This window comes from Rhizobacter sp. OV335 (assembly GCF_900142965.1).
In the GTDB taxonomy this organism is placed as follows: Bacteria; Pseudomonadota; Gammaproteobacteria; order Burkholderiales; family Burkholderiaceae_C; genus Rhizobacter.
Genome location: NZ_FRCQ01000030.1, coordinates 43,238 through 62,839, shown reverse-complemented (window position 1 = coordinate 62,839; position 19,602 = coordinate 43,238). Strand labels below are relative to the sequence as shown.

The 19,602-nt window shown below is 72.0% G+C and carries 12 protein-coding genes; 7 read left to right on the top strand and 5 right to left on the bottom strand.

Annotated features, from left to right (window positions below):
• Positions 1-9 precede the first annotated feature (9 nt).
• From BUE42_RS25390 to BUE42_RS25370, 5 genes are all read right to left on the bottom strand, one after another.
• Entirely contained in the window at positions 10-990 is a 981-nt protein-coding gene (locus tag BUE42_RS25390) for a 2-dehydropantoate 2-reductase (protein WP_073468081.1), read from the bottom strand.
• Between the two features lie 42 nt (positions 991-1,032).
• Positions 1,033-1,293 (bottom strand): hypothetical protein, encoded by a 261-nt coding sequence (locus BUE42_RS25385; RefSeq protein ID WP_073468080.1) that lies wholly within the window; start codon positions 1,291-1,293, stop codon positions 1,033-1,035.
• 5 nt (positions 1,294-1,298) lie between these two features.
• Positions 1,299-1,577 (bottom strand): hypothetical protein, encoded by a 279-nt coding sequence (locus tag BUE42_RS25380; protein WP_056808861.1) that lies wholly within the window; start codon positions 1,575-1,577, stop codon positions 1,299-1,301.
• Between the two features lie 69 nt (positions 1,578-1,646).
• Positions 1,647-2,993 (bottom strand): ATP-binding protein, encoded by a 1,347-nt coding sequence (locus BUE42_RS25375; protein ID WP_073468079.1) that lies wholly within the window; start codon positions 2,991-2,993, stop codon positions 1,647-1,649.
• Positions 2,990-3,652, bottom strand: a complete 663-nt coding sequence (locus tag BUE42_RS25370; RefSeq protein WP_073468078.1) for a response regulator — start codon at positions 3,650-3,652, stop codon at positions 2,990-2,992. The genes BUE42_RS25375 and BUE42_RS25370 overlap by 4 nt, the downstream gene beginning before the upstream one ends.
• Before the next feature lie 154 nt (positions 3,653-3,806).
• Between BUE42_RS25370 and BUE42_RS25365 the strand changes: the two genes are divergently transcribed.
• The 7 genes from BUE42_RS25365 (at position 3,807) to BUE42_RS34330 (ending at position 19,599) form a co-directional block, all read left to right on the top strand.
• Complete coding sequence (locus tag BUE42_RS25365) at positions 3,807-4,331, top strand: sigma-70 family RNA polymerase sigma factor (RefSeq protein ID WP_235002600.1); 525 nt, start codon at positions 3,807-3,809, stop codon at positions 4,329-4,331.
• A 65-nt stretch (positions 4,332-4,396) separates the two neighbouring features.
• A complete protein-coding gene (locus BUE42_RS25360; protein ID WP_073468077.1) occupies positions 4,397-4,630 on the top strand; it encodes a FecR/PupR family sigma factor regulator in 234 nt (77 codons plus the stop codon).
• Between the two features lie 96 nt (positions 4,631-4,726).
• Positions 4,727-4,963, top strand: a complete 237-nt coding sequence (locus tag BUE42_RS25355) for an MbtH family protein (RefSeq protein ID WP_073468076.1) — start codon at positions 4,727-4,729, stop codon at positions 4,961-4,963.
• The gene (locus BUE42_RS25350) at positions 4,963-5,700 is read left to right on the top strand and encodes a thioesterase II family protein (RefSeq protein WP_073468075.1); all 738 of its coding nucleotides are present in this window, start codon (positions 4,963-4,965) and stop codon (positions 5,698-5,700) included. Before BUE42_RS25355 ends, BUE42_RS25350 begins: the two co-directional genes overlap by 1 nt.
• Before the next feature lie 11 nt (positions 5,701-5,711).
• Positions 5,712-6,677, top strand: a complete 966-nt coding sequence (locus BUE42_RS25345; protein ID WP_073468074.1) for a TauD/TfdA family dioxygenase — start codon at positions 5,712-5,714, stop codon at positions 6,675-6,677.
• Complete coding sequence (locus BUE42_RS25340; RefSeq protein WP_073468073.1) at positions 6,677-11,905, top strand: non-ribosomal peptide synthetase; 5,229 nt, start codon at positions 6,677-6,679, stop codon at positions 11,903-11,905. Before BUE42_RS25345 ends, BUE42_RS25340 begins: the two co-directional genes overlap by 1 nt.
• Complete coding sequence (locus tag BUE42_RS34330; RefSeq protein WP_073468072.1) at positions 11,905-19,599, top strand: hybrid non-ribosomal peptide synthetase/type I polyketide synthase; 7,695 nt, start codon at positions 11,905-11,907, stop codon at positions 19,597-19,599. Before BUE42_RS25340 ends, BUE42_RS34330 begins: the two co-directional genes overlap by 1 nt.
• Positions 19,600-19,602 lie beyond the last annotated feature (3 nt).

The following is a 19,602-nucleotide window of genomic DNA, read 5'->3' as shown; positions in this document are numbered from 1 at the left end:
GGTTGAAGTTCAGTCGGGGTACAGACCGTGTACGCGCCCGAACAGCCTTGTCATCCCGAGCAGCGCATCGATGTTCGGTGTCGGCAGCTGAAGCCGCTGCGCGATCTCGCGCACCGCGCCGACCAGCGCATCGAGCTCGATGCCGCGCCCGGCCTCCACGTCCTGCAGCATCGAGGTCTTGAAGGCGCCGAGCTTGCGCGTGACCTGCTGGCGGTCTTCGGGGGTCTGCGCGATCGCACAGCCGATGCGCGCGCCGATCGCCGAGGCCTCGCGCATCGCGTTGGCGCAGAAGGTCAGCAGCAGCGGGTCGTCGAGCACGCGGTCGACGGTGGCGCCGGTGATCGCCGACACCGGGTTCATCGTCATGTTGCCCCACAACTTGTACCAGATGTCCTGGCGCACGCTGGCCGACACCGTGACGTCGAAGCCGGCCTGGGCCAGCAGCGCGCCGACCTCGCGGGCGCGTGCCGATTCGCCGCCGCCGGGCTCGCCGATGATCAGCCCCTGGCCCATCTTGTGCTCGACCAGACCGGGCTCGGGGCTGGTGGTGGCCGCATGCACGACGCAGCCGAGCACCTGTTCATGCGGAATCTTCGCGGCGATGCGCCCGCCCGGGTCGACGCTTTCGAGCGGCGCGTCGCCGATCGCCGCGATGCCGCGGCCGAACCACCAAGGTACGCCGTTCATCGCCGGCAGCACCACGGTGTGCGGACCGAGCAGCGGCGCGAGTTGACCGGCCACCGCGGCGAGCGCCGGGCCCTTGACGGCGATGACGACCAGGTCCTGCGGGCCGAGTTCGGCCGCATCGGCGGTGGCGTTGACCGGTTCGGTGACGAGCTGGCCGCCTTGCCGCAGCCGCCAGCCGTGCTCGCGCAGCGACTGCAGCGTGGCGCCTCGGGCCACGGCGCTGACCTGCGCCGTCGTGTTCGCCGCGAGCCGCGCGCCGATGAACCCGCCGATCGCGCCGGCCCCGTAGATGCACACCTTCATCGCTGCCCCTTTTCTGAACGAGGGGGCATTCTGCGACAGCCGCTACTTTCGCGCCTTCGCGGGCTTTGACTTCGACTTGCCCGGCGCGTCGCTCGCCAGCTGCTTCGCGATGCCGGCATGGAAGCGCTCGATCTCGTCGGCGGTGGCGAGCGACGCGGGCAGCTCCAGCTCGACGCGGTGCAGCGTCTGCGCCGGCCCGGCGCGCAGCATCGCGACGGGGCCGATGCGGCGCGAGCCGGCGGGCAGGTCGACTTGGACGCCGACCACGCGGCCGTCCTCGGTGATCACGGTGGCGGTGTTCATATCGGTCAACTCCATTCCGCAATGCTGAGGTTGTAGTGGATCGCCGCCGCCCCGGCGTTGCGGATGTTGACGGTGTAGTGGATGCCGTCGGTCTCGCCGTTCGAGCGGGCGACGACGCCCTGGCTGACGGTGACCAGTTCGACGTTGAGCTGCGGCTCCTGGATGTTGGGCGCCGCGACCGCGACGCCGACATCGCGGCCGAAGCCGTCGAACACGTATTCCCAGTGGTGCGTGCCGCCGGGTGCGAGGGTCACGATGCCGCCGACGTTGCGATACAAGGCCATGCAGAGGCTCCCGTTGTTGCAGAGGACCTGCCACGGTAGCGGCGCCAGCCGGCGCGTCCATACCGAAACTTAATGACGCACGCTGTCTTGTCGGTACTCGAACCGCAACCCACCGCCGGGCGCCGCGCCCAGCGTGATCTGCCCGCCCAGCCGCTGCGCGATGCCGCGTGCGATCGACAAGCCCAGCCCGCTGCCGGTCGGCTGCGTGCCGACCACCCGGTAGAACGCATCGAACACCCGCTCGCGCTGGTCCGGCGGGATGCCGCGGCCGGTGTCGTCGACGCGCAGCAGCGCGTGGCCGTCGGCGCGTTCGATGCTCACGTCGACGCGCCCGCCGGCCGGCGTGTAGCGCACCGCGTTGTCGACCGCGTTGCGCACCAGCGTGTGCAGGTCGACCGGCGTGCCGGCGACATGCACCGCATCGAGCCGCGTGACGCCCAGGTCGACGTTGCCGGCCTCGGCCATCGCGACCAGGTCGGACACCACCTCGCGCACCACCTCGTGCAGCGCGACCGGCGGCTGCGCTGCCGCATCGCGCGCGCCACCCACGCCGGGCCGCGCCTGCGCCCGCGCGAGCGACAGCAGCTGCTCCAGCAGCGCGCGCGAACGCGACAGCCCCTCGCGCAGCGGCGCGAAGCGCCGGCGTGCCTCGGGCGACATCTCGGCATGCTCCAGGTTCTCGGCCTGCACCGTCAGCGCGGTGATCGGCGAGCGCAGCTCATGTGCCGCATCGGCGATGAAGCGGCGCTGCTGTTCGAGCGATTCGGTGAGGCGGCGCAGCAGCGCGTTGATCGACGTGACGAAGGGCCGCACCTCGTCGGGCATGTCGCCGGCCGGCACGTTGACCATCGCGGCATTGCCCTGGCGATCGAGCGGCTGGTCGAGCTGGTGCGACGCCCGCGCGATCGGCCGCAGCGTGTTGCGGATCACCACGTGGATCAGCAGCAGCAGCACCGGCAGCAGCACCAGCAGCGGCACCAGCGCGGCGAGTGCGCTGTCTTGTGCGATGTCGTCGCGCCGGTCGGTCTGCTGCGCGACGATGAAGCGGCGGCCGTCCGGCAGGTGGGTCAGCAGCATGCGCCACGAGCGGCCTTCGGCGACGTGCGTGTCGAGGCCGTCGGGCAGGTCGCGCGGCAACCGGCCGATGCCGTTCACGCGCGGCTCGCCCGCGACCGAGTCGACCAGCTCGACGACGACGCGCGGCTGCAGGCCCGCGGGCGCCGCCACCGGCTCCACCGGGTTGATCGCGAGCTGGCCGGCCAGCACCAGCGCGGCGGTCTGCTCCAGCAGGTCGTCCTGCAGCTCGTTGGCCTCATGCAGCGCCCAGAAGAACGACACCGCGCCGGCCGCGACCGCGGTGGCCAGCAGCAGCACGGCCATCCACAGCGACAGGCGGAACTGCAGCGAGTTCCTCATGCCGTGCGGTCCACGCGCCAGCCGACGCCGCGCACGTTGCGGATCACGGTCGGTCCGAGCTTGCGGCGGATGCCGTGGATCAGCACCTCGACGGTGTTGCTCTCGATCTCCTCGTTCCAGCCGTAGATGCGTTCCTCGAGTTCCTGGCGCGACAGGATCGCACCCGGCCGCACCAGCAGCGCCTGCAGCAGCGTGAACTCGCGGCCCGACAGCGCGGCGCTCTGGCCTTCGAAGCTGACGTCGCGCGTCACCGGGTCGAGCGTGATCGCGCCGTTGGTCAGCAGCGGCGAGGCCGAGCCGCCTTGGCGCCGCACCACCGCGCGCATGCGGGCGAGCAGCTCCTGCACGTCGAAGGGCTTCAGCACGTAGTCGTCGGCGCCGAGGTCGAGGCCGGCGATGCGGTCCTCGACCTCGTCGCGTGCGGTGACGATCAGGATCGGCACATGGGCATTGCGCGCGCGCAGCTGGCGCAGCACGTCGATGCCGTCGCGCAGCGGCAGGCCGAGGTCGAGCAGCACGATGTCGTAGGCCTGCGCGAGCGCGGCTGCCAGCGCCTGCTGGCCGTCGGTGGTCCAGTCGACCGCGTAGGCGGCATCGGCCAGCGCCTGCTGCACGGCCGCGCCGATCATCCGGTCGTCTTCCACCAGCAGTACGCGCATCTCGTTGGTCGGCCAGGTTTCGCCACGGGAACAAGGTTCGCATTCTGGAGCAAGCCCTCCGCAGGCTGTCGCAGGGTCATTCGCGGAGGCTTGACGTGGCCCTGGAAAATGAGAATCATTCGCAACAATAACGAAATGATCCAGGGGGTAGAGCGTGTCGATCACCAACCATGAGCCGACCGGGTTGGGCGGCGCTTTCCTGGCCCACCGGGCCAAGCTGCAGGGCCTGGCCCACAAGATCACCGGCCGGCGCGAGCTGGCCGAAGACGTGGTGCAGGAGGCCTTTCTGAAGCTCTCCGACGTGGCGCCGGGCCTGCCGGTGCAGCAGCCGATCGGCTACTGCTTCCAGGTGGTGCGCAACCTCGCCATCGATTGCCGGCGCCGCATGATGCTCGAGGCTGGCGTGTTCGCCGACGCCGAGAGCGGCGAACACGTCGCGGCGCCGCAAGGTACGCCGGAGCAGTACGCGATCAGCCGGCAGAACCTGGTGATCGTCGACGAGGCGCTCGGCCGGCTGCCGGCGCGCACGCGCCAGGCCTTCGAGCTGTACCGCATGGGCGGGCTGACGCAGCGCGCGATCGGCGAGCGGCTCGGCGTGTCGGCGGCGACGGTCAACACGATGATCCGCGATGCGGTCCAGGCCCTGGCGCGCTGCCGGCACGTTCTAGAGGCGGAATGAGGGCCTCCTAGAATCGGCGGTTTCCACTGCCAGCCCCGCGCGCAATCGCGCGCGCAGCCCGCCCGATGAGCGCCGACCAGGACCGTGAAGACCCCGCGCAGGAGCTCGCCATGCAGGCCGCCTGGGACTGGGTGATGAAGGCGCACGAGCAGCCGCTCAGCGATGCGGAGCACGAGGCGCTCGCGCGCTGGCTCGAGGCCGACCCGCGGCACCGCACGGCGCATGCGCAGGCGTCGCGGCTGTGGCTGCTGAGCGGGCTGGTGCCGCCGGCGCATGGGGACGACGGGTTGCCGCATTGAACACGTGAGCTTCGGGCAGGGCGGCCGCTGAACAAACCAGCCGCCGGCTCGTCATGGTAGGCAAGGCGCAGCACTGCGCGAACCACGAGCCCTGCCATGTCCACCAGCTGCTTCGACCGCGACGACGACACCTTCATCGTCCTCGTCAACCATGAGGACCAATACTCCATCTGGCCGCACTGGAAGGCCGTGCCACCGGGCTGGACCGCGGTGCCCGGCGCCAGCGGCGACAAGAAGACGGTGCTGGCCTTCGTCGACGCGGCCTGGACCGACATGCGGCCGCTGTCGCTGCGCCGCTGGATGGATGAGCAGGCGACGACGACTTCCCGCTGATGATCGCGCCCTCCATCCGCCTGCTGTGCCTGCCGTGCGCCGGCGCCAGCGCGACGATGTACCTGCGCTGGCGGCGCCTGCTGCCGTCGTGGGTGCAGGTCGTGCCGGTCGAGCTGCCGGGCCGCGGCGCCCGCCTCGGCGAGCCCTGCGTCGAATCGTTCGCGGCGCTCGTCTCGCGGCTGTGCGACGAGCAGGCCGCCGCGATGACCGCATCCGCCGGCAGCGTCATGCTGTTCGGCCACAGCATGGGCGGCCTGCTGGCCTGGGGCATCGCCCGGCACCTGCGCGAGCGCGGCTTGCCTGCGCCCGCGGCGCTGTTCGTCAGCGGCTGCCCGGCGCCCGGCCAGCGTGACCCGCAGCGCTTCGCGAACAAGGACACCGATCACCAGCTGATCGCCGACCTGCGCCGCCAGGGCGGCACGCCGGACGAGGTGTTCGCGAGCCCCGAGATGCTGCGCATCACGCTCGACGCGCTGCGCGCCGACTACCGCGTCTGCACCAGCGTGCCCGAGCTGCCGCCCGCGAGGCCGCTCGACCTGCCGATCCACGCCTTCGGCGGCCGGCACGACGACATCGACGCCGCGCGCCTGGCGGCCTGGCGCCGCGAGGCGCGCACGCTGTTCTCGCTGACCTGGCTGGACGGCGGGCACTTCTTCATCCGCCAGAGCGAGCCGCAGCTGCTGGCCGCGCTCGTCCACGAGATGCAGCCGCTGCGGCTGGAACCGTTGCCGTCCTGACGAGGATCCCCATGAGCGACCTGCTGAACCCGGCCCGGCCTGCGTTGCCGGCCCTGCTGTCGCCGTCGCGCGCCGGCGAAACGCTGCTCGAGGCCGTCGAGCCGCTGCGTGCCGACATCGACGCGCTGCTGACGCGCATCGGCGGCGTGCTGCTGCGCGGCTTCGAGGTGCCCGATGTTGCCGCGTTCCGCAGCTTTGCCGCGGCGTTCGGCCACCCGCTGCTCGCCTACGAATTCGGCTCGACGCCGCGCAGCGCGGTCGGCGGCGGCATCTACACCTCCACCGAGTACCCGGCGCACCAGCACATCCCGCTGCACAACGAGCAGGCCTACACCCGCGAGTGGCCGATGAAGATCTGGTTCCACTGCGTGACCGCGGCGCCCGAGGGCGGCGAGACGCCGATCGCCGACAGCCGCGCGATCTGGCGCCACATGCCCGAGGCCATCCGCCGCCGCTTCGCGCCCGGCGTGCTGTACGTGCGCAACTACGGCGAGTTCGACGTGCCGTGGCAGCAGGTCTTCAACACCAGCGAACGCGCCGAGGTCGAGGCCTGGTGCACGCGCTCGGGCATCCGCTTCGAATGGAAGCCCGATGGCGGCTTGCGCACCACGCAGCTGTGCCAGGCCACCGCGGTGCACCCGCGCACCGGCGAGACGGTGTGGTTCAACCAGGCGCACTTGTTCCACGTGTCGAACCTGCAGCCGGAGGTGCGCGAATCGCTGGAAGAACTGCTGGGCGCCGACGAGATGCCGCGCACCGCCTGCTTCGCCGACGGCTCGCCGATCCCGGACGCGATGCTCGACGAGGTGCGCGCGGTGCTGCAGGCGCAGACGGTGTCGTTCCGCTGGCAGGCCGGCGACGTGCTGATGCTCGACAACATGCTGGCCGCGCATGCGCGCGCGCCGTTCAAGGGCCCGCGCAAGGTGGTGGTCGCGATGGCCGAGCCGCACGGCAACCTCGACCAGGACTTGTCTTGATGAATGATCCCCGCAATTTCGTCGACCACCTGCAGCGGCTCGCGGCCGAGCGTCCGCAGGACACCGCGTTGGTGATCGTTGGCGCCGTCGACGGCGCGACTGTCGACACGACGATCCGCTACGCCGGACTGTCTCAGCAGGTTCGCGCGCTGGCTGCGCGGCTGCAGCGCCGCTTCGCCCCGGGCGAGCGCGTGCTGCTGCTGCTCGACAACGACGACCGCTACGTCGTGGCCTTCCTCGCCTGCCTGCACGCCGGGCTGATCGCGGTGCCGGCGTTCCCGCCCGAATCGGCGCGGCCGCAGCACCTGGCGCGGCTGGCCGGCATCGCGCAGGACGCGCAACCGGCGGCGCTGCTCGCGACGCGCGCAACGCTGGCGATGGTCGGCGAGGGCTTCGGTGATGCCGCACCGATCGCGCTTGACGAACTCGATGCCGGCGACGACACCGCGCTCGCCGCCGCCTGGCAGCCGCACGCCCCGCACGACGGCGACATCGCGTTCCTGCAATACACCTCCGGCTCCACGTCGGCGCCGAAAGGCGTGATGGTCAGCCACGGCAACCTGATGGCCAACGAGCGGGCGATCGGCGAGGGCTTCGAGGTCGGCGCCGACGACGTGTTCGTCAGCTGGCTGCCGCTGTACCACGACATGGGCCTGATCGGCGGGCTGCTGCAGCCGCTGCACCGCGGCATCAAGGCTGTCCTGATGACGCCGCAGTTCTTCCTCGAACGGCCGGTGCGCTGGCTGGAGGCGATCGCGCGGCATCGCGGCAGCATCAGCGGCGCGCCGGATTTTGCGTACCGGCTGTGCGTCGAGCGGGTGAAAGAGGCGTCGATCGCGCAGCTCGACCTGTCGAGCTGGCGCGTCGCGTTCAGCGGTGCCGAGCCGGTGCGGCACGACACGCTGCAGGCGTTTGTCGAGCGTTTCGCGCCGGCGCGCTTCGATGCGCGCGCGGTGTTCCCGTGCTATGGCCTCGCGGAAGCGACGCTGTTCGTCAGCGGTGCAACACGCGGGCAGGGCATGGTCGCGCAGCCGTTCTCGGCGTCGGCGCTTGCCGCAGGGCTGGCCGCTGATGCCCGCGGCGACGATGCGATCACGCTGGTCAGCAGCGGCCAAGTGCCCGGGGGCCACCGCGTCGAGATCGTCGACCCGCGGACGCTCGCGGTGCACGCCGACGGGGAGGTCGGAGAAATCTGGGCGGCCGGCCCGAGCATCGCGCAGGGCTACTGGCAGCGGCTCGAAGAGACGCAGGCCAGCTTCGTCGAACGCGCCGGCCAGCGCTGGCTGCGCACCGGCGACCTCGGTTTCGTGCGCGACGGCGAACTGCACGTCACCGGCCGTCTGAAGGACCTGATCATCCTGCGCGGCCAGAACGTCTACCCGCAGGACATCGAGCGCGCGATCGAGGCCGAGGTCGACGCGGTGCGCGCCGGCCGCGTCGCCGCGTTCGCGGTCGAGCTGCCGGGTGGCGGAGAGGGCGTCGGCATCGCGGTCGAGGTATCGCGCGCGACGCAGAAGCGCGTGTCGCCCGAAGCGCTGGTGCGTGCGCTGGGCGAAGCCTGCGCCGGCGCTTGCCGCGAGGCGGTGGCGGTCGCGCTGCTGCTGAACCCGGGCGCGTTGCCGAGGACCTCCAGCGGTAAGCTGCAGCGGCGCGCCTGCCGGCAGGGCTTCGAGCAAGGCACGCTCGATGTCTTCGCGGTGTTCGCGCACGGCCGCTTCGTGCTCGGCGGTGGCGAACACGAAGCGCCGCCCACAGCCCCGCTCGACGCCACCGAGGCGGCCGTCGCAGCACTGTGGCAAGACGTGCTGGGTCACGCCGCGTTGCCGCCGCGCGATGCGCAGTTCTTCGCGAGCGGCGGCAACTCGCTCGGCGCGGTGCAACTGGCGGTGCGCATCGCGGAGCGCTGGACCATCGGCTTCGCGCCGCGCGATGTCTTCGAGCAGCCGCGCCTGGTCGACCTGGCGGCGCGCGTGCGGCAGGTCCGCGAGGCCGGGGCGCCACTCGCGGCCATTCCGGTGCTCGATGCCGCACGCCGTGCCGCAGCGCTGCCGCTGTCGCACGCGCAGCAGCGCCAGTGGTTCCTGTGGCAGCTCGATCCGGGCAGCTCCGCGTACCACGTGCGCTTCGGACTGCGGCTGCGCGGTGTGCTCGACATCGCCGCGCTGCAGGCGTCGCTCGATGCGCTGGCCGCGCGCCACGAGCCGCTGCGCACCCGGTTCGAACTCGCCGACGACGGCACGCCGCGCCAGCTGATCCTGACACCGCAGCCGATCGCGCTGGCCGCGCTTAACCTGCAGGGGTTGCTCGACACCCCGTTCGACCTGCGCAGCGGCCCGCCGTGGCGCGTCGGCCTGCTGCGCGTGCGCGACGACGAGCACCAGCTCGTCGTCGTGATGCATCACATCGTCTCGGACGGCTTATCGATGCAGCTGTTCGTCGACGAACTGGCAGAGGGATATGCGGCAGGCGCGGCCGGCCAGTCGCCATCGCTTGCGCTGCCGCGTGTGCAATACGCCGACCACGCGTTGTGGCAGCGCGACGAGCTCGCTGCCGGCGAGGCCGCGCGGCAGCTTGCGTGGTGGCGCACCGCGCTCGCGCACGACGGCGCGGAGGAACCCGTCCTCGCGCTGGCCACCGACTACCCGCGCCGCCCGCAGGCCGGCTACACCGCCGCGCGGCATGCGTTCGTGCTGCCAGAGCGCCTGCGCGCCGCATTGCAGGCGGTCGCACAGGGGCAGGGGGCCACCCTGTCGATGCTGCTGCTCGGCGTGTTCCAGGGCCTGCTGTACCGCTGCACCGGCCAGCGCGACGTGCGCGTCGGTGTGCCGGTCGCGAACCGCGCGCGGCCCGAGGCGCAGGCGCTGATCGGGCTGTTCGTCAACACGCTGGTGCTGCGCAACCGCGTCGGCGGCCGCACGACGCTGGCGCAGTTGGTCGCGCAGGCGCGCGATGCCTCGCTCGGCGCGCAGGCGCATGCCGAGCTGCCGTTCGATCTGTTGGTCGAGGCCTTGCAGCCGGAGCGCAGCCTCGGCGTGAGCCCGCTGTTCCAGGTGATGTTCAACCACGTCGGCGAAGACCCGCGCTTGCTGCGGAGCCTGCCGGGGCTGACAGTCGAATCGCTGCCGCTGCCCGAGCTGGCGGCGCAGTTCGAGCTGACGCTGGAAGTGCGCGAGCAGACCGGCGCAGCGCTCGAGTTGTCGTTCGTCTACGCGGCCGAGCTGTTCGACGCGTCGACCATCGAGCGCTTCGGCGCGCGCCTGCTGGCGTTGCTGGATGCGCTGGCACAGCGGCCGGCGCAGGCGCTCGGCGATGTCGACCTGCTCGGCGCCGACGAGCGCGCGCGGCTGGACGACTGGGGCGTCGACGCGCAGCGCTTCGACGACTGGCTGCCGGTGCACCGCTCATTCGAGCAGCGCGTGCGGGAGCACCCTTCAACCATCGCGCTGCACTTCGCCGACGAGACGCTCGACCGTGCCGAGTTGAACCGCCGCGCCAACCGCCTCGCGCACCACCTGATCGTGCAAGGCGTCGGGCCCGAGACGCGCATCGGCATCGCGCTCGAACGCTCGGTCGCGATGATGGTCGGCATCCTCGCGGTGCTGAAGGCCGGCGCTACCTACGTGCCGCTGGACACCGAGCTGCCAGCCGAGCGCCTCGCGTGGATGGTGGGCGACAGCGGCGTCGCGCTGGTGCTGACACACGGCGCGGTGCGCGAGCGGCTGCCTGCGGTCGCCACACCCGTGCTCGACCTCGACGTGCTAGCCACCGCTGCCGAGCCCGACAACGACCCGCAGGTCCCGATCCACGCCGAGCAGCTCGCCTACGTGATCTACACCTCCGGCTCCACCGGCACGCCGAAGGGCGCCGCGGTGCGCCACCAGGCACTCGCGAGTTGCATGGCCTGGATGCAGCAGGTGTACAGCCTCGACGCTACCGACACCGTGCTGCACAAGGCCGCGTTCGGTTTCGACGTGTCGGCCTGGGAGATGTTCTGGCCGCTGAGCACCGGCACGCCGCTGGTGCTGGCCGAACCCGGCGAGCACCGCGACCCGGCGCGGCTCGCGGCGCTGATCCTGCGCCGGCGCGTTACGACGCTGAACTTCGTGCCGGCGATGCTGCAGGCCTTCCTGCAGCAGCCGCAGGTGCGGGCGATGGGGACCGAAGCACCCTTGCGCCGCGCGATCGTCGGCGGCGAGGCGCTGCCGGCCGAGGCGCAGAAGGAGGTCGCGCTGCGCCTGCCGCGCGCGACGCTCTACAACCTCTACGGCCCGACCGAGACGACGATCCACGTGACGCACTGGACCTGCCGGGCCGACGGCGCCGCGCAGGTGCCGATCGGCCGGCCGATCACCGAGACCAGCGCGCGCGTGCTCGACGCCGACCTGAACCCGGTGCCGCCCGGCATGCCCGGCGAGCTGTACCTGGGTGGCGTGAGCCTGGCACGCGGCTACCTGAACCGGGCGGCGCTGACGGCAGAGCGCTTCGTCGCCGACCCGTTCGACTCGCGCGGCGGCCGGCTCTACCGCACCGGCGACCTGGTGCGCTGGAATGCGGAGGGCCAGCTCGACTACCTCGGCCGCATCGACCAGCAGGTGAAGGTGCGTGGCTTCCGGATCGAGCTTGGCGAGGTCGAGGCGCGCCTGCTGGCGCAGCCGGCCGTGCGCGATGCGGTGGTGATCGCGAAACCCGGCCCGGCCGGGCTGCGGCTGGTGGCCTATGCGGCGCCGCATGCCGGCCGGCGCATCGATGCCGCGGCGCTGCGCCAAGCCTTGGCCGAGCTGCTGCCCGACCACATGGTGCCGAGCGCGATCGTCGCGATGGACGCGCTGCCGCTGACGCCGAACGGCAAGGTCGATCGCCGCGTGCTGCCGGAGCCGGTGTTCGAGAGCGACCGCGCGCACGTCGCGCCGCAGGGCCGCGTCGCCGAGACGCTGGAGGCGATCTGGCGCGAGGTGCTGGGCGTGGCCCGCGTCGGCCTGCACGACAACTTCTTCGACCTCGGCGGGCAGTCGCTGCTGCTGATCCGCGTGCACCAGCAGTTGCAGCAGCGGCTGGGCGTCGAGCTGCCGCTGGTCGAGCTGTTCAAGCACCCGACGCTCGCGGCGCTGGTGCAGCGGCTGGAGCGCGGTTCGGCCGCGCCTGCCACCACCACCGCCATCGACGACCGCGCACGACAACAACGGGCCGCGCTGCTGCAGCGGCGACGCGCCACCGAGAGGAACACCTGATGAGCATCCCTGAACCGAACGGCATCGAGATCGCGATCGTCGGCCTGGCCGGCCGCTTCCCCGGCGCGGCCGATGTCGATGCGTTCTGGCGCAACATCCGCGACGGCGTCGAATCGGTCACCCGCTTCAGCGACGACGAGCTGCGCGCGTGCGGCGTGCCGCAAAGTCTGCTCGACGATCCGAGCTTCGTGAAGGCCGGCGTGCGCCTCGACGGCATCGGCGAGTTCGACGCCGGCTTCTTCGGCTACGCGCCGCGCGAGGCCGAGCAGCTCGACCCGCAGCAGCGCTTGTTCCTCGAATGCGCGTGGCAGGCGTTGGAGCAGGCCGGCTACGCGACCGGGCGGCTCGACGCCCCCGTGGGCGTGTACGCCGGTGACGGGCCCAACCTCTACCTGATCCGGCACCTGCTGCCCGCGTCGGGCGGCGCCGACACCGGCCAGATCGCCGAGCTGCTGAGCCTGATGAGCGGCAATTCGCCCGGTTCCCTCTGCACCCGCGTCGCCTACAAGCTGAACCTGCGCGGCCCGGCCGTCACGGTGCAGACCGCGTGCTCGACCTCGCTGACCGCAGTGCACACCGCTTGCCAGGCGCTGCTGGCCCGCGACTGCGACATGGCGCTTGCCGGCGGCGTGTGGCTGAACCTGCTGCAGGACGGCGGCTACCGCCACCAGGCCGGCGCGATCCTGTCGCCCGACGGCCGTTGCCGCGCCTTCGACGAGGAGGCCGCCGGCACGCTGATCGGCAGCGGCGCCGGCGTGGTCGCGCTGAAGCGCCTCGACGACGCGCTGCGCGACGGCGACACCGTGCATGCGGTGATCAAGGGCACGGCCGCGAACAACGACGGCGCCGACAAGGTCGGCTTCACCGCGCCCAGCGTGCGCGGCCAGGCCGACGTGATCCGCGCCGCGCATCTGGTCGCAGACGTGTCGCCCGACAGCATCGGCTGCATCGAGGCGCATGGCACCGGCACCGTGCTCGGCGACCCGATCGAGGTCGCGGCGCTGACGCAGGCCTTCCGCGCCGGCACCGCGCGGCGCGGCTTCTGCGCGCTCGGCTCGGTCAAGACCAACATCGGCCACCTGGATGCAGCGGCCGGCGTCGCCGGGCTGATCAAGGCGGTGATGGCGCTGAAGCACCGCACGCTGCCGCCGAGCCTGCATTTCGAGCGGGCGAACCCGCAACTGGCGCTGGCGGACAGCCCGTTCTACGTCAGCACGGTCGCTGCGCCGTGGCCGCAGGGCGACACGCCGCGGCGCGCGGGGGTCAGCGGCTTCGGCATCGGTGGCACCAACGTGCACGTGGTGCTGGAAGAGGCGCCGGCTGCGACCGAGTTGCCGGACGACAGTGACTGGCAGGTGCTGCCGCTGTCGGCGCGCGATGGCACGGCGCTGCGCGAGGCGCGTGCGCTGCTCGCGGCGCACCTGCAGGGGCATCCGCAACAAGCTTTGGCCGACGTGGCGCACACGCTGCAATCCGGCAGGCAGGCCTTCGCGCAGCGCAGCGCGGTGGTCGCCAACGGCCACGCATTGGCCGCGCAGATGCTGCTCGCGCCCGAAGCGGCGAACACCGCGGTCGACGCAGCGCCGGAGCTGGTGTTCCTGTTCCCCGGCGGCGGTGCGCAGCATGTGCACATGGGCGAGGCGCTGTACCGGCGCAGCGCGGTGTTCCGCGCCGAGGTCGATCGTTGCTGCGAGCTGCTGCGGCCAGAACTCGGCTTCGATTTGCGCGAGGTGCTGTTCCCGGCACCGGCCGATGAAGCCGCGGCCGAGCAGCGGCTTGCGCGCATCGAGCTGACGCAGCCGGCGCTGTTCGTCATCGAGTATGCGATGGCGCGCTGGTGGATGAGCCTCGGCGTGACGCCGGCGCTGATGATCGGCCACAGCCTCGGCGAGTACGTCGCGGCCTGCCTCGCCGGTGTGTTCCGGCTGGAGGACGCGCTGCACATCGTCGCGACGCGCGGCCGCCTGATGCAAGGGCTGCCGGCCGGCGCGATGACGGCGGTGGCGCTGGCGGAAGACGCGCTGCGCCCGTACCTCGGCGACGGCTGCGATCTCGCTGCGGTCAACGCCGAGCAGCTGTGCGTGCTCGCCGGCCCGGTCGACGCGATCGAGCGGGCCGAGGCGCGCCTGCGCGAGGCGGGGCACCAGCCGCGCCGGCTGCACGTCGGCATCGCGTCGCATTCGGCGATGGTCGAACCGATCGTGGCCGAGCTGCAGCGCGTGATTGCCGCGGTGCCGCGCGAGGTGCCGCGCTTGCCGTTCATCTCGAACGCGTCCGGCCGGCCGATCACCGCCGAAGAAGCGGTCGACCCTGCGTACTGGGGCCGCCACCTGCGTGGTGCGGTGCGCTTTGCCGACGGCCTGCGCGCGGTGTTCGAGGTGCCGGGGCGGGCGTTGCTGGAAGTCGGCCCGGGCGCAACGCTCAGCGGGCTGGCGCGCCAGCATCCGGGCGCTGCGACGACCGTGGGCATCTGGGCCAGCCAGGCCCATCCGCAGCAGCACGCGCGCAATGCGCAGCAACTGGCCGGCACGGTGGCCGCGGCCTGGGTCGCGGGCGTGTCGATTGACTGGACGGCGTGGCGCGAGGGCGCCCAGCGGCGCCGCGTGCCGCTGCCGACCTATGCGTTCCAGCGTCGCCGGTATTGGGTGGAGGCCGGTGCTGCGGTGACCGCCCCGAAGGCGGACGGGAACATCTTCTACGCGCCGAGCTGGCAGCGCAGTGCGATGCCGTTGCCGGCGTCCGCCACGGCCGACCACGTGCTGGTGCTCGGCGATGTCGACAGCATCAGCGCGAGCGTGCTGCGCGAGCTTCGCCAGCGCGGTGCGCGCGTCAGCTTCGCGCAGCCGGGCAGCCGCTTCGCGCGCCATGCGGCGCAGCAGTACACCGTGCGGCCGGCCGAACGCGCCGACTTCGACGAACTGCTGAACGCACTGCAAGCCGACTCCCCGCTGACGCAGGTGCTGCACCTGTGGAGCCTTGACGGGCACCGCGGTGCCGCCGCAAAGCCGCGCTTGGAACTCGGCTACCTGAGCCTGCTGGCGTTCGCACAGGCCGTTGAATCACGGGCGGTCGACGTGCTCTCGCTCACCGTCGTCACCGACCGCCTCGAAGATGTCGCCGGCACCGAGCCGCTGGCGCCCGAGAAGGCGACGATGCTCGGCCTCGCACGCGTGATGGGCCAGGAGATCCCATCGCTGCGCTGTCGCGTCATCGACGTGCTGCTGCCGGCACCCGAGAGCGAGGCCGAGGACCGGCTGGCTCGCGTGCTGGTCGACGAGGCGCGAAGTGACAGCGCCGACACGCCAGTCGCGTGGCGTGGCCCGCACCGCTGGGTGCAGCGCTACGAGCCGCTGCCGGCCGGGCTGTCGACAATTCAGCGACTGCGCCGCGGCGGCGTCTGCCTGATCACCGGCGGGCTCGGCGGCGTCGGTCTCGCGCTGGCGCGGCATCTCGCGAGCACTTGGCAGGCGCGGCTTGTGCTGCTCGGCCGCACACCACTGCCGGCACGCAGCGACTGGGCGCGCCTGGCCGACGACCCGCAGCAACCGCTCGCGCTGCGCCGCAAGCTGCAGCAACTCGTCGCGCTCGAAGCGGTTGGTGCCGAGCTGATGACGGTTGCTGCCAATGTCAACGACGCGGCGCAACTGCGCGCCGCGCTCGCCCAGGTCCACCAGCGCTTCGGCCCGGTGCAAGGCGTCGTGCATGCGGTCGTGCACCCGGACCGCGGGATGATCGCGCAGCGCAGCCGCGCGCAGGTCGAAGCCGCGTTCGAGCCGAAGCTGCACGGCACGCAGACCTTGCTGGAGGTGCTGCGCGACGAGCCGCTCGACTACGTGGTGTTCTGCTCGTCGGTCGCGAGCCTGATCGGCGGGCTCGGCCGCAGTGACTACGCCGGCGCCAATGCCTACCTCGATGCGCTGGCGGTCGCGTCGCGTCGCGCGGATGGCCCACCGCTGTTCTCGGTCAACTGGGATGCGTGGCGCGATGTCGGCATCGCGGTCGACATGGACCTGCCGGAAGGCATCGGCCTGGACGAGCGCAGCGGCGTCGCCGCGTTCGATCGCATCGTCAACGGGCCGGACCTGCCGCAGACGGTGGTGTCGATCACGCCGCTGGCGCAGCGCTTCGGGCCGCTGGATGGCGGCATGCTGGACGTGATTGCCGAGTCGGCCAAGTCTGCGGCGCCTGTGCGCACCGGTCACCCGCGGCCGGTGCTGCCGACACCGTTCACCGCGCCCGAAGGTGCACTGGAAACCGGCCTCGCCGCACTGTGGACCGAGCTGCTCGGCATTGCACCGATAGGAGTGCACGACAACCTGTTCGAACTCGGCGGCGATTCGCTGCTCGCGATCCGTCTGCTGTCACGCGTGCGGCAGGCGCAGGGCGTCGAGCTGCACCCGGCGCTGTTCTTCAAGACGCCGACGGTCGCCGCGCTGGCGCAGGCGGTGCGCGAACGGGCGCCGCGGGCGGACGTGGTGGCGCAAGCCGCGATCACGCGCAGCGAAGGCGCGGTGGCGCCGATGTCACCCGCGCAGCAGGGCCAGTGGTTCCTGTGGCTGCTCGATCCGGACAGCACCGCGTACCACGTGGGCGGTGGCCTGCGGCTGTCGGGCGCGCTCGACGTTCCTGCACTGCAGCGCGCGATCGGCGAGCTGGTGCAGCAGCACGACGGCCTGCGCACGGTGTTCCGCGAAGGCGAGGGCGGTGTGCTGGAGCAGGTGGTGCAGGAAGCCGCCGCCATCGACATCCCGCTGATCGACCTCGCAGCGCTGCCGGCTGACCGGCGCGACCCCCGCCGCCGCGACGAGGCGCTGCGCATCTCGCGCACGCCGTTCGACTTGCGCCGCGGCCCGCTGCTGCGCGGCGTGCTGCTGCGGCGCGCGCCGGGCGAGCACGAGCTGCTGTTGATGATGCATCACGTCATTTCCGACGCCTGGTCGGTCGAGCTGATGCTGGACGAACTGGCGCAGCGCTATGCCGCCGCGTGCGAGGGCCGCAGCGCGGCGCTGCCGGCGCCTGCCATCCGGTATGGGGATTTCGCGGCCTGGCAGCGGCGCTGGCTGGCCGATGGCGAGGGAGCGCGTCAGCTCGCGTACTGGCGTCGCCAGATCGACGACCCGGCGGCGGTGCTGGCCTTGCCGACCGACCGGCCGCGCGAGGCGGTTGGCCGCAGCGGTGCGGCGCAGCACCTCGTCGACCTGCCAGCAGACCTGGTCGACGGGCTGAAGCGTCTCGTAGCGAAGGAGGGCGCGACGCTCTTCATGGGGCTGATCGCGGCCTTCCACGCGCTGCTGTTCCGGCACACCGGCCAGCCGCTGGTGCGCATCGGCGTGCCGGTCGCGAATCGGCACCGGCCCGAGACGGCGCGCATCGTCGGCTTCTTCATCAACACGCTGATGGTGCAGGCGCGCGTCGACGGCCGGCAGTCATTGCAGGCGCTGCTGCAGCAGGTGCGCGATGCCGCGATCGACGCGCAGGCGCACCCCGATCTGCCGTTCGACCACCTCGTCGAGGCGCTGCGGCCGCAGCGTGTGCCCGGCGTCACGCCGCTGTTCCAGGTGATGTTCAACCACCTCGGGCGGGGCGGGCGCTCGCCGGTCGGCTGGCCGGGATTGCAGGTCGACCGCATCGACCTCGCGGAACGCGCCGCGCCGTTCGAGCTGACATTGGAGACGCAGGAGCTCGATGACGGCGGGCTGCGCGCTGCCTTCCGCTATGCCGATGCGCTGTTCGAGCCGGCGCGCATCGCGCGGCTCGGCGATCACTACGTGGCACTGCTGCGCGCGCTGGTCGCGCAGCCGCAGGCCCGCGTCGGCGAGGTTGCGCTGCTCGGTGCCGAGGATCAGGCGCTGCTGCGGCAGTGGAGCGTCAACGGCGAGCAGCATCTGTACGACGCACCGGTGCACCGCCTGTTCGAGCAGCAGGCCGAGGCGCAGCCGCAAGCCGCGGCACTGGCCTTCGGCGAACAGACGCTCGGCTACGGCGAGCTGAACCGCCGCGCCAATCGCCTCGCGCACACGCTGATCGCGCGCGGCGTCGGCCCGGACACGCGGGTCGGCATCGCGATGGAGCGTTCGTTCGAGATGGTGATCGGCTTGCTCGCGATCCTGAAGGCCGGCGGCGCCTACGTGCCGCTGGATCCGGAGCATCCGGACGAGCGCCTGGCGTACCTGCTCGACGACAGCGGCATCGCGCTGCTGCTGACGCAGCCGCACTTGGCGGCGCGCTTCGGCGACCGGCCGTCGCTGGCGGTGCTGCAAGTCCATGGCGATGCGTTCCCCGACCAACCGGACACCAACCCCGTGGTCGCGCTGCACGGCCGGCACCTGGCCTACGTGATCTACACCTCCGGCTCGACCGGCCGGCCGAAGGGCGCCGCCAACCACCACCACGCGCTTCACAACCGGCTCGCGTGGATGCAACAGGCGCATGGCCTGACGCCGGACGACATCGTGCTGCAGAAGACGCCGTTCGGCTTCGACGTCTCGGTGTGGGAGTTCTTCTGGCCGCTGATGACCGGGGCGCGCCTCGTGCTGGCCGCCCCTGGCGAGCACAAGGATCCGGCGCGGCTCGCGGCGCTGATCCGGCGCGACCGCGTCACGACGCTGCATTTCGTGCCGTCGATGCTGCAGGCCTTCCTCGCGCATGCCGAGGTCGAGCGCTGCGACAGCTTGCGCCGCGTGATCTGCAGCGGCGAGGCGCTGCCCGCCGAGGCGCAGAACGAGCTCTTGCGGCGCCTGCCGCAGGCGAGCCTGTTCAACCTGTACGGCCCGACCGAAGCGGCGATCGACGTGACGCAATGGCGCTGTCGGGACGACGGACGCACGCGCGTCGCGATCGGCCGGCCGATCTCGGCCACGCGCACGCTGGTGCTCGATGCCGGCCTGCAGCCGGTTCCACCGGGCGTGGCCGGCGAGCTGTACCTGGGCGGCATCGGCCTGGCGCGCGGCTACCTCGGCCGGTCCGGGCTGACGAGCGAACGCTTCGTCGCCGACCCGTTCGAGCCCGGCGAGCGGCTGTACCGCACCGGCGACCTCGCGTGCTGGCGTGGCGATGGCGAACTCGAGTACCTCGGCCGCATCGACCACCAGGTCAAGATCCGCGGCGTGCGCATCGAGCTCGGCGAGATCGAGGCGAGCCTGCTGTCGCAGCCCGGCGTGCGCGAGGCCGTGGTCGTCGCGCGCGGTGGTGAGCTGCTGGTGGCGTATGTGTCGGCACAGCCGGGGCAGTCGCTCGATCCGCAAGCGCTGCGCATGCAACTGGCCACACGCCTGCCCGACGCGATGCTGCCGGCCGTGATCACCGTGCTCGACACGTTGCCGCTGAATGCCAACGGCAAGATCGACCGCAATGCGTTGCCGGCCATCGGCCCACAGGCGGCACGTGCTTTCGAGCCGCCGCAGGGCGAGGCTGAGACGGTGCTCGCGTCGATCTGGGCCGAGGTGCTGGGGGTCGAGCGCGTCGGCAGAGAAGACCGTTTCTTCGAACTCGGCGGGCATTCGCTGGCCGCCCTGCGCGTGCAGTCGCGGCTGCGCGAGCGGCTCGGCGTGGCGCTGCCGCTGCGCACGCTGTTCGAGCACGCTTCGCTCGCCGCGCTGGGGGCTGCCGTGCAGGCCGCGCGCCCGGCCTCGGCCGCCGATGACGATTCGGCGCTGGCCCGCATGGCCGATCTGCTGGCCACCCTGGAGACCTGAAGC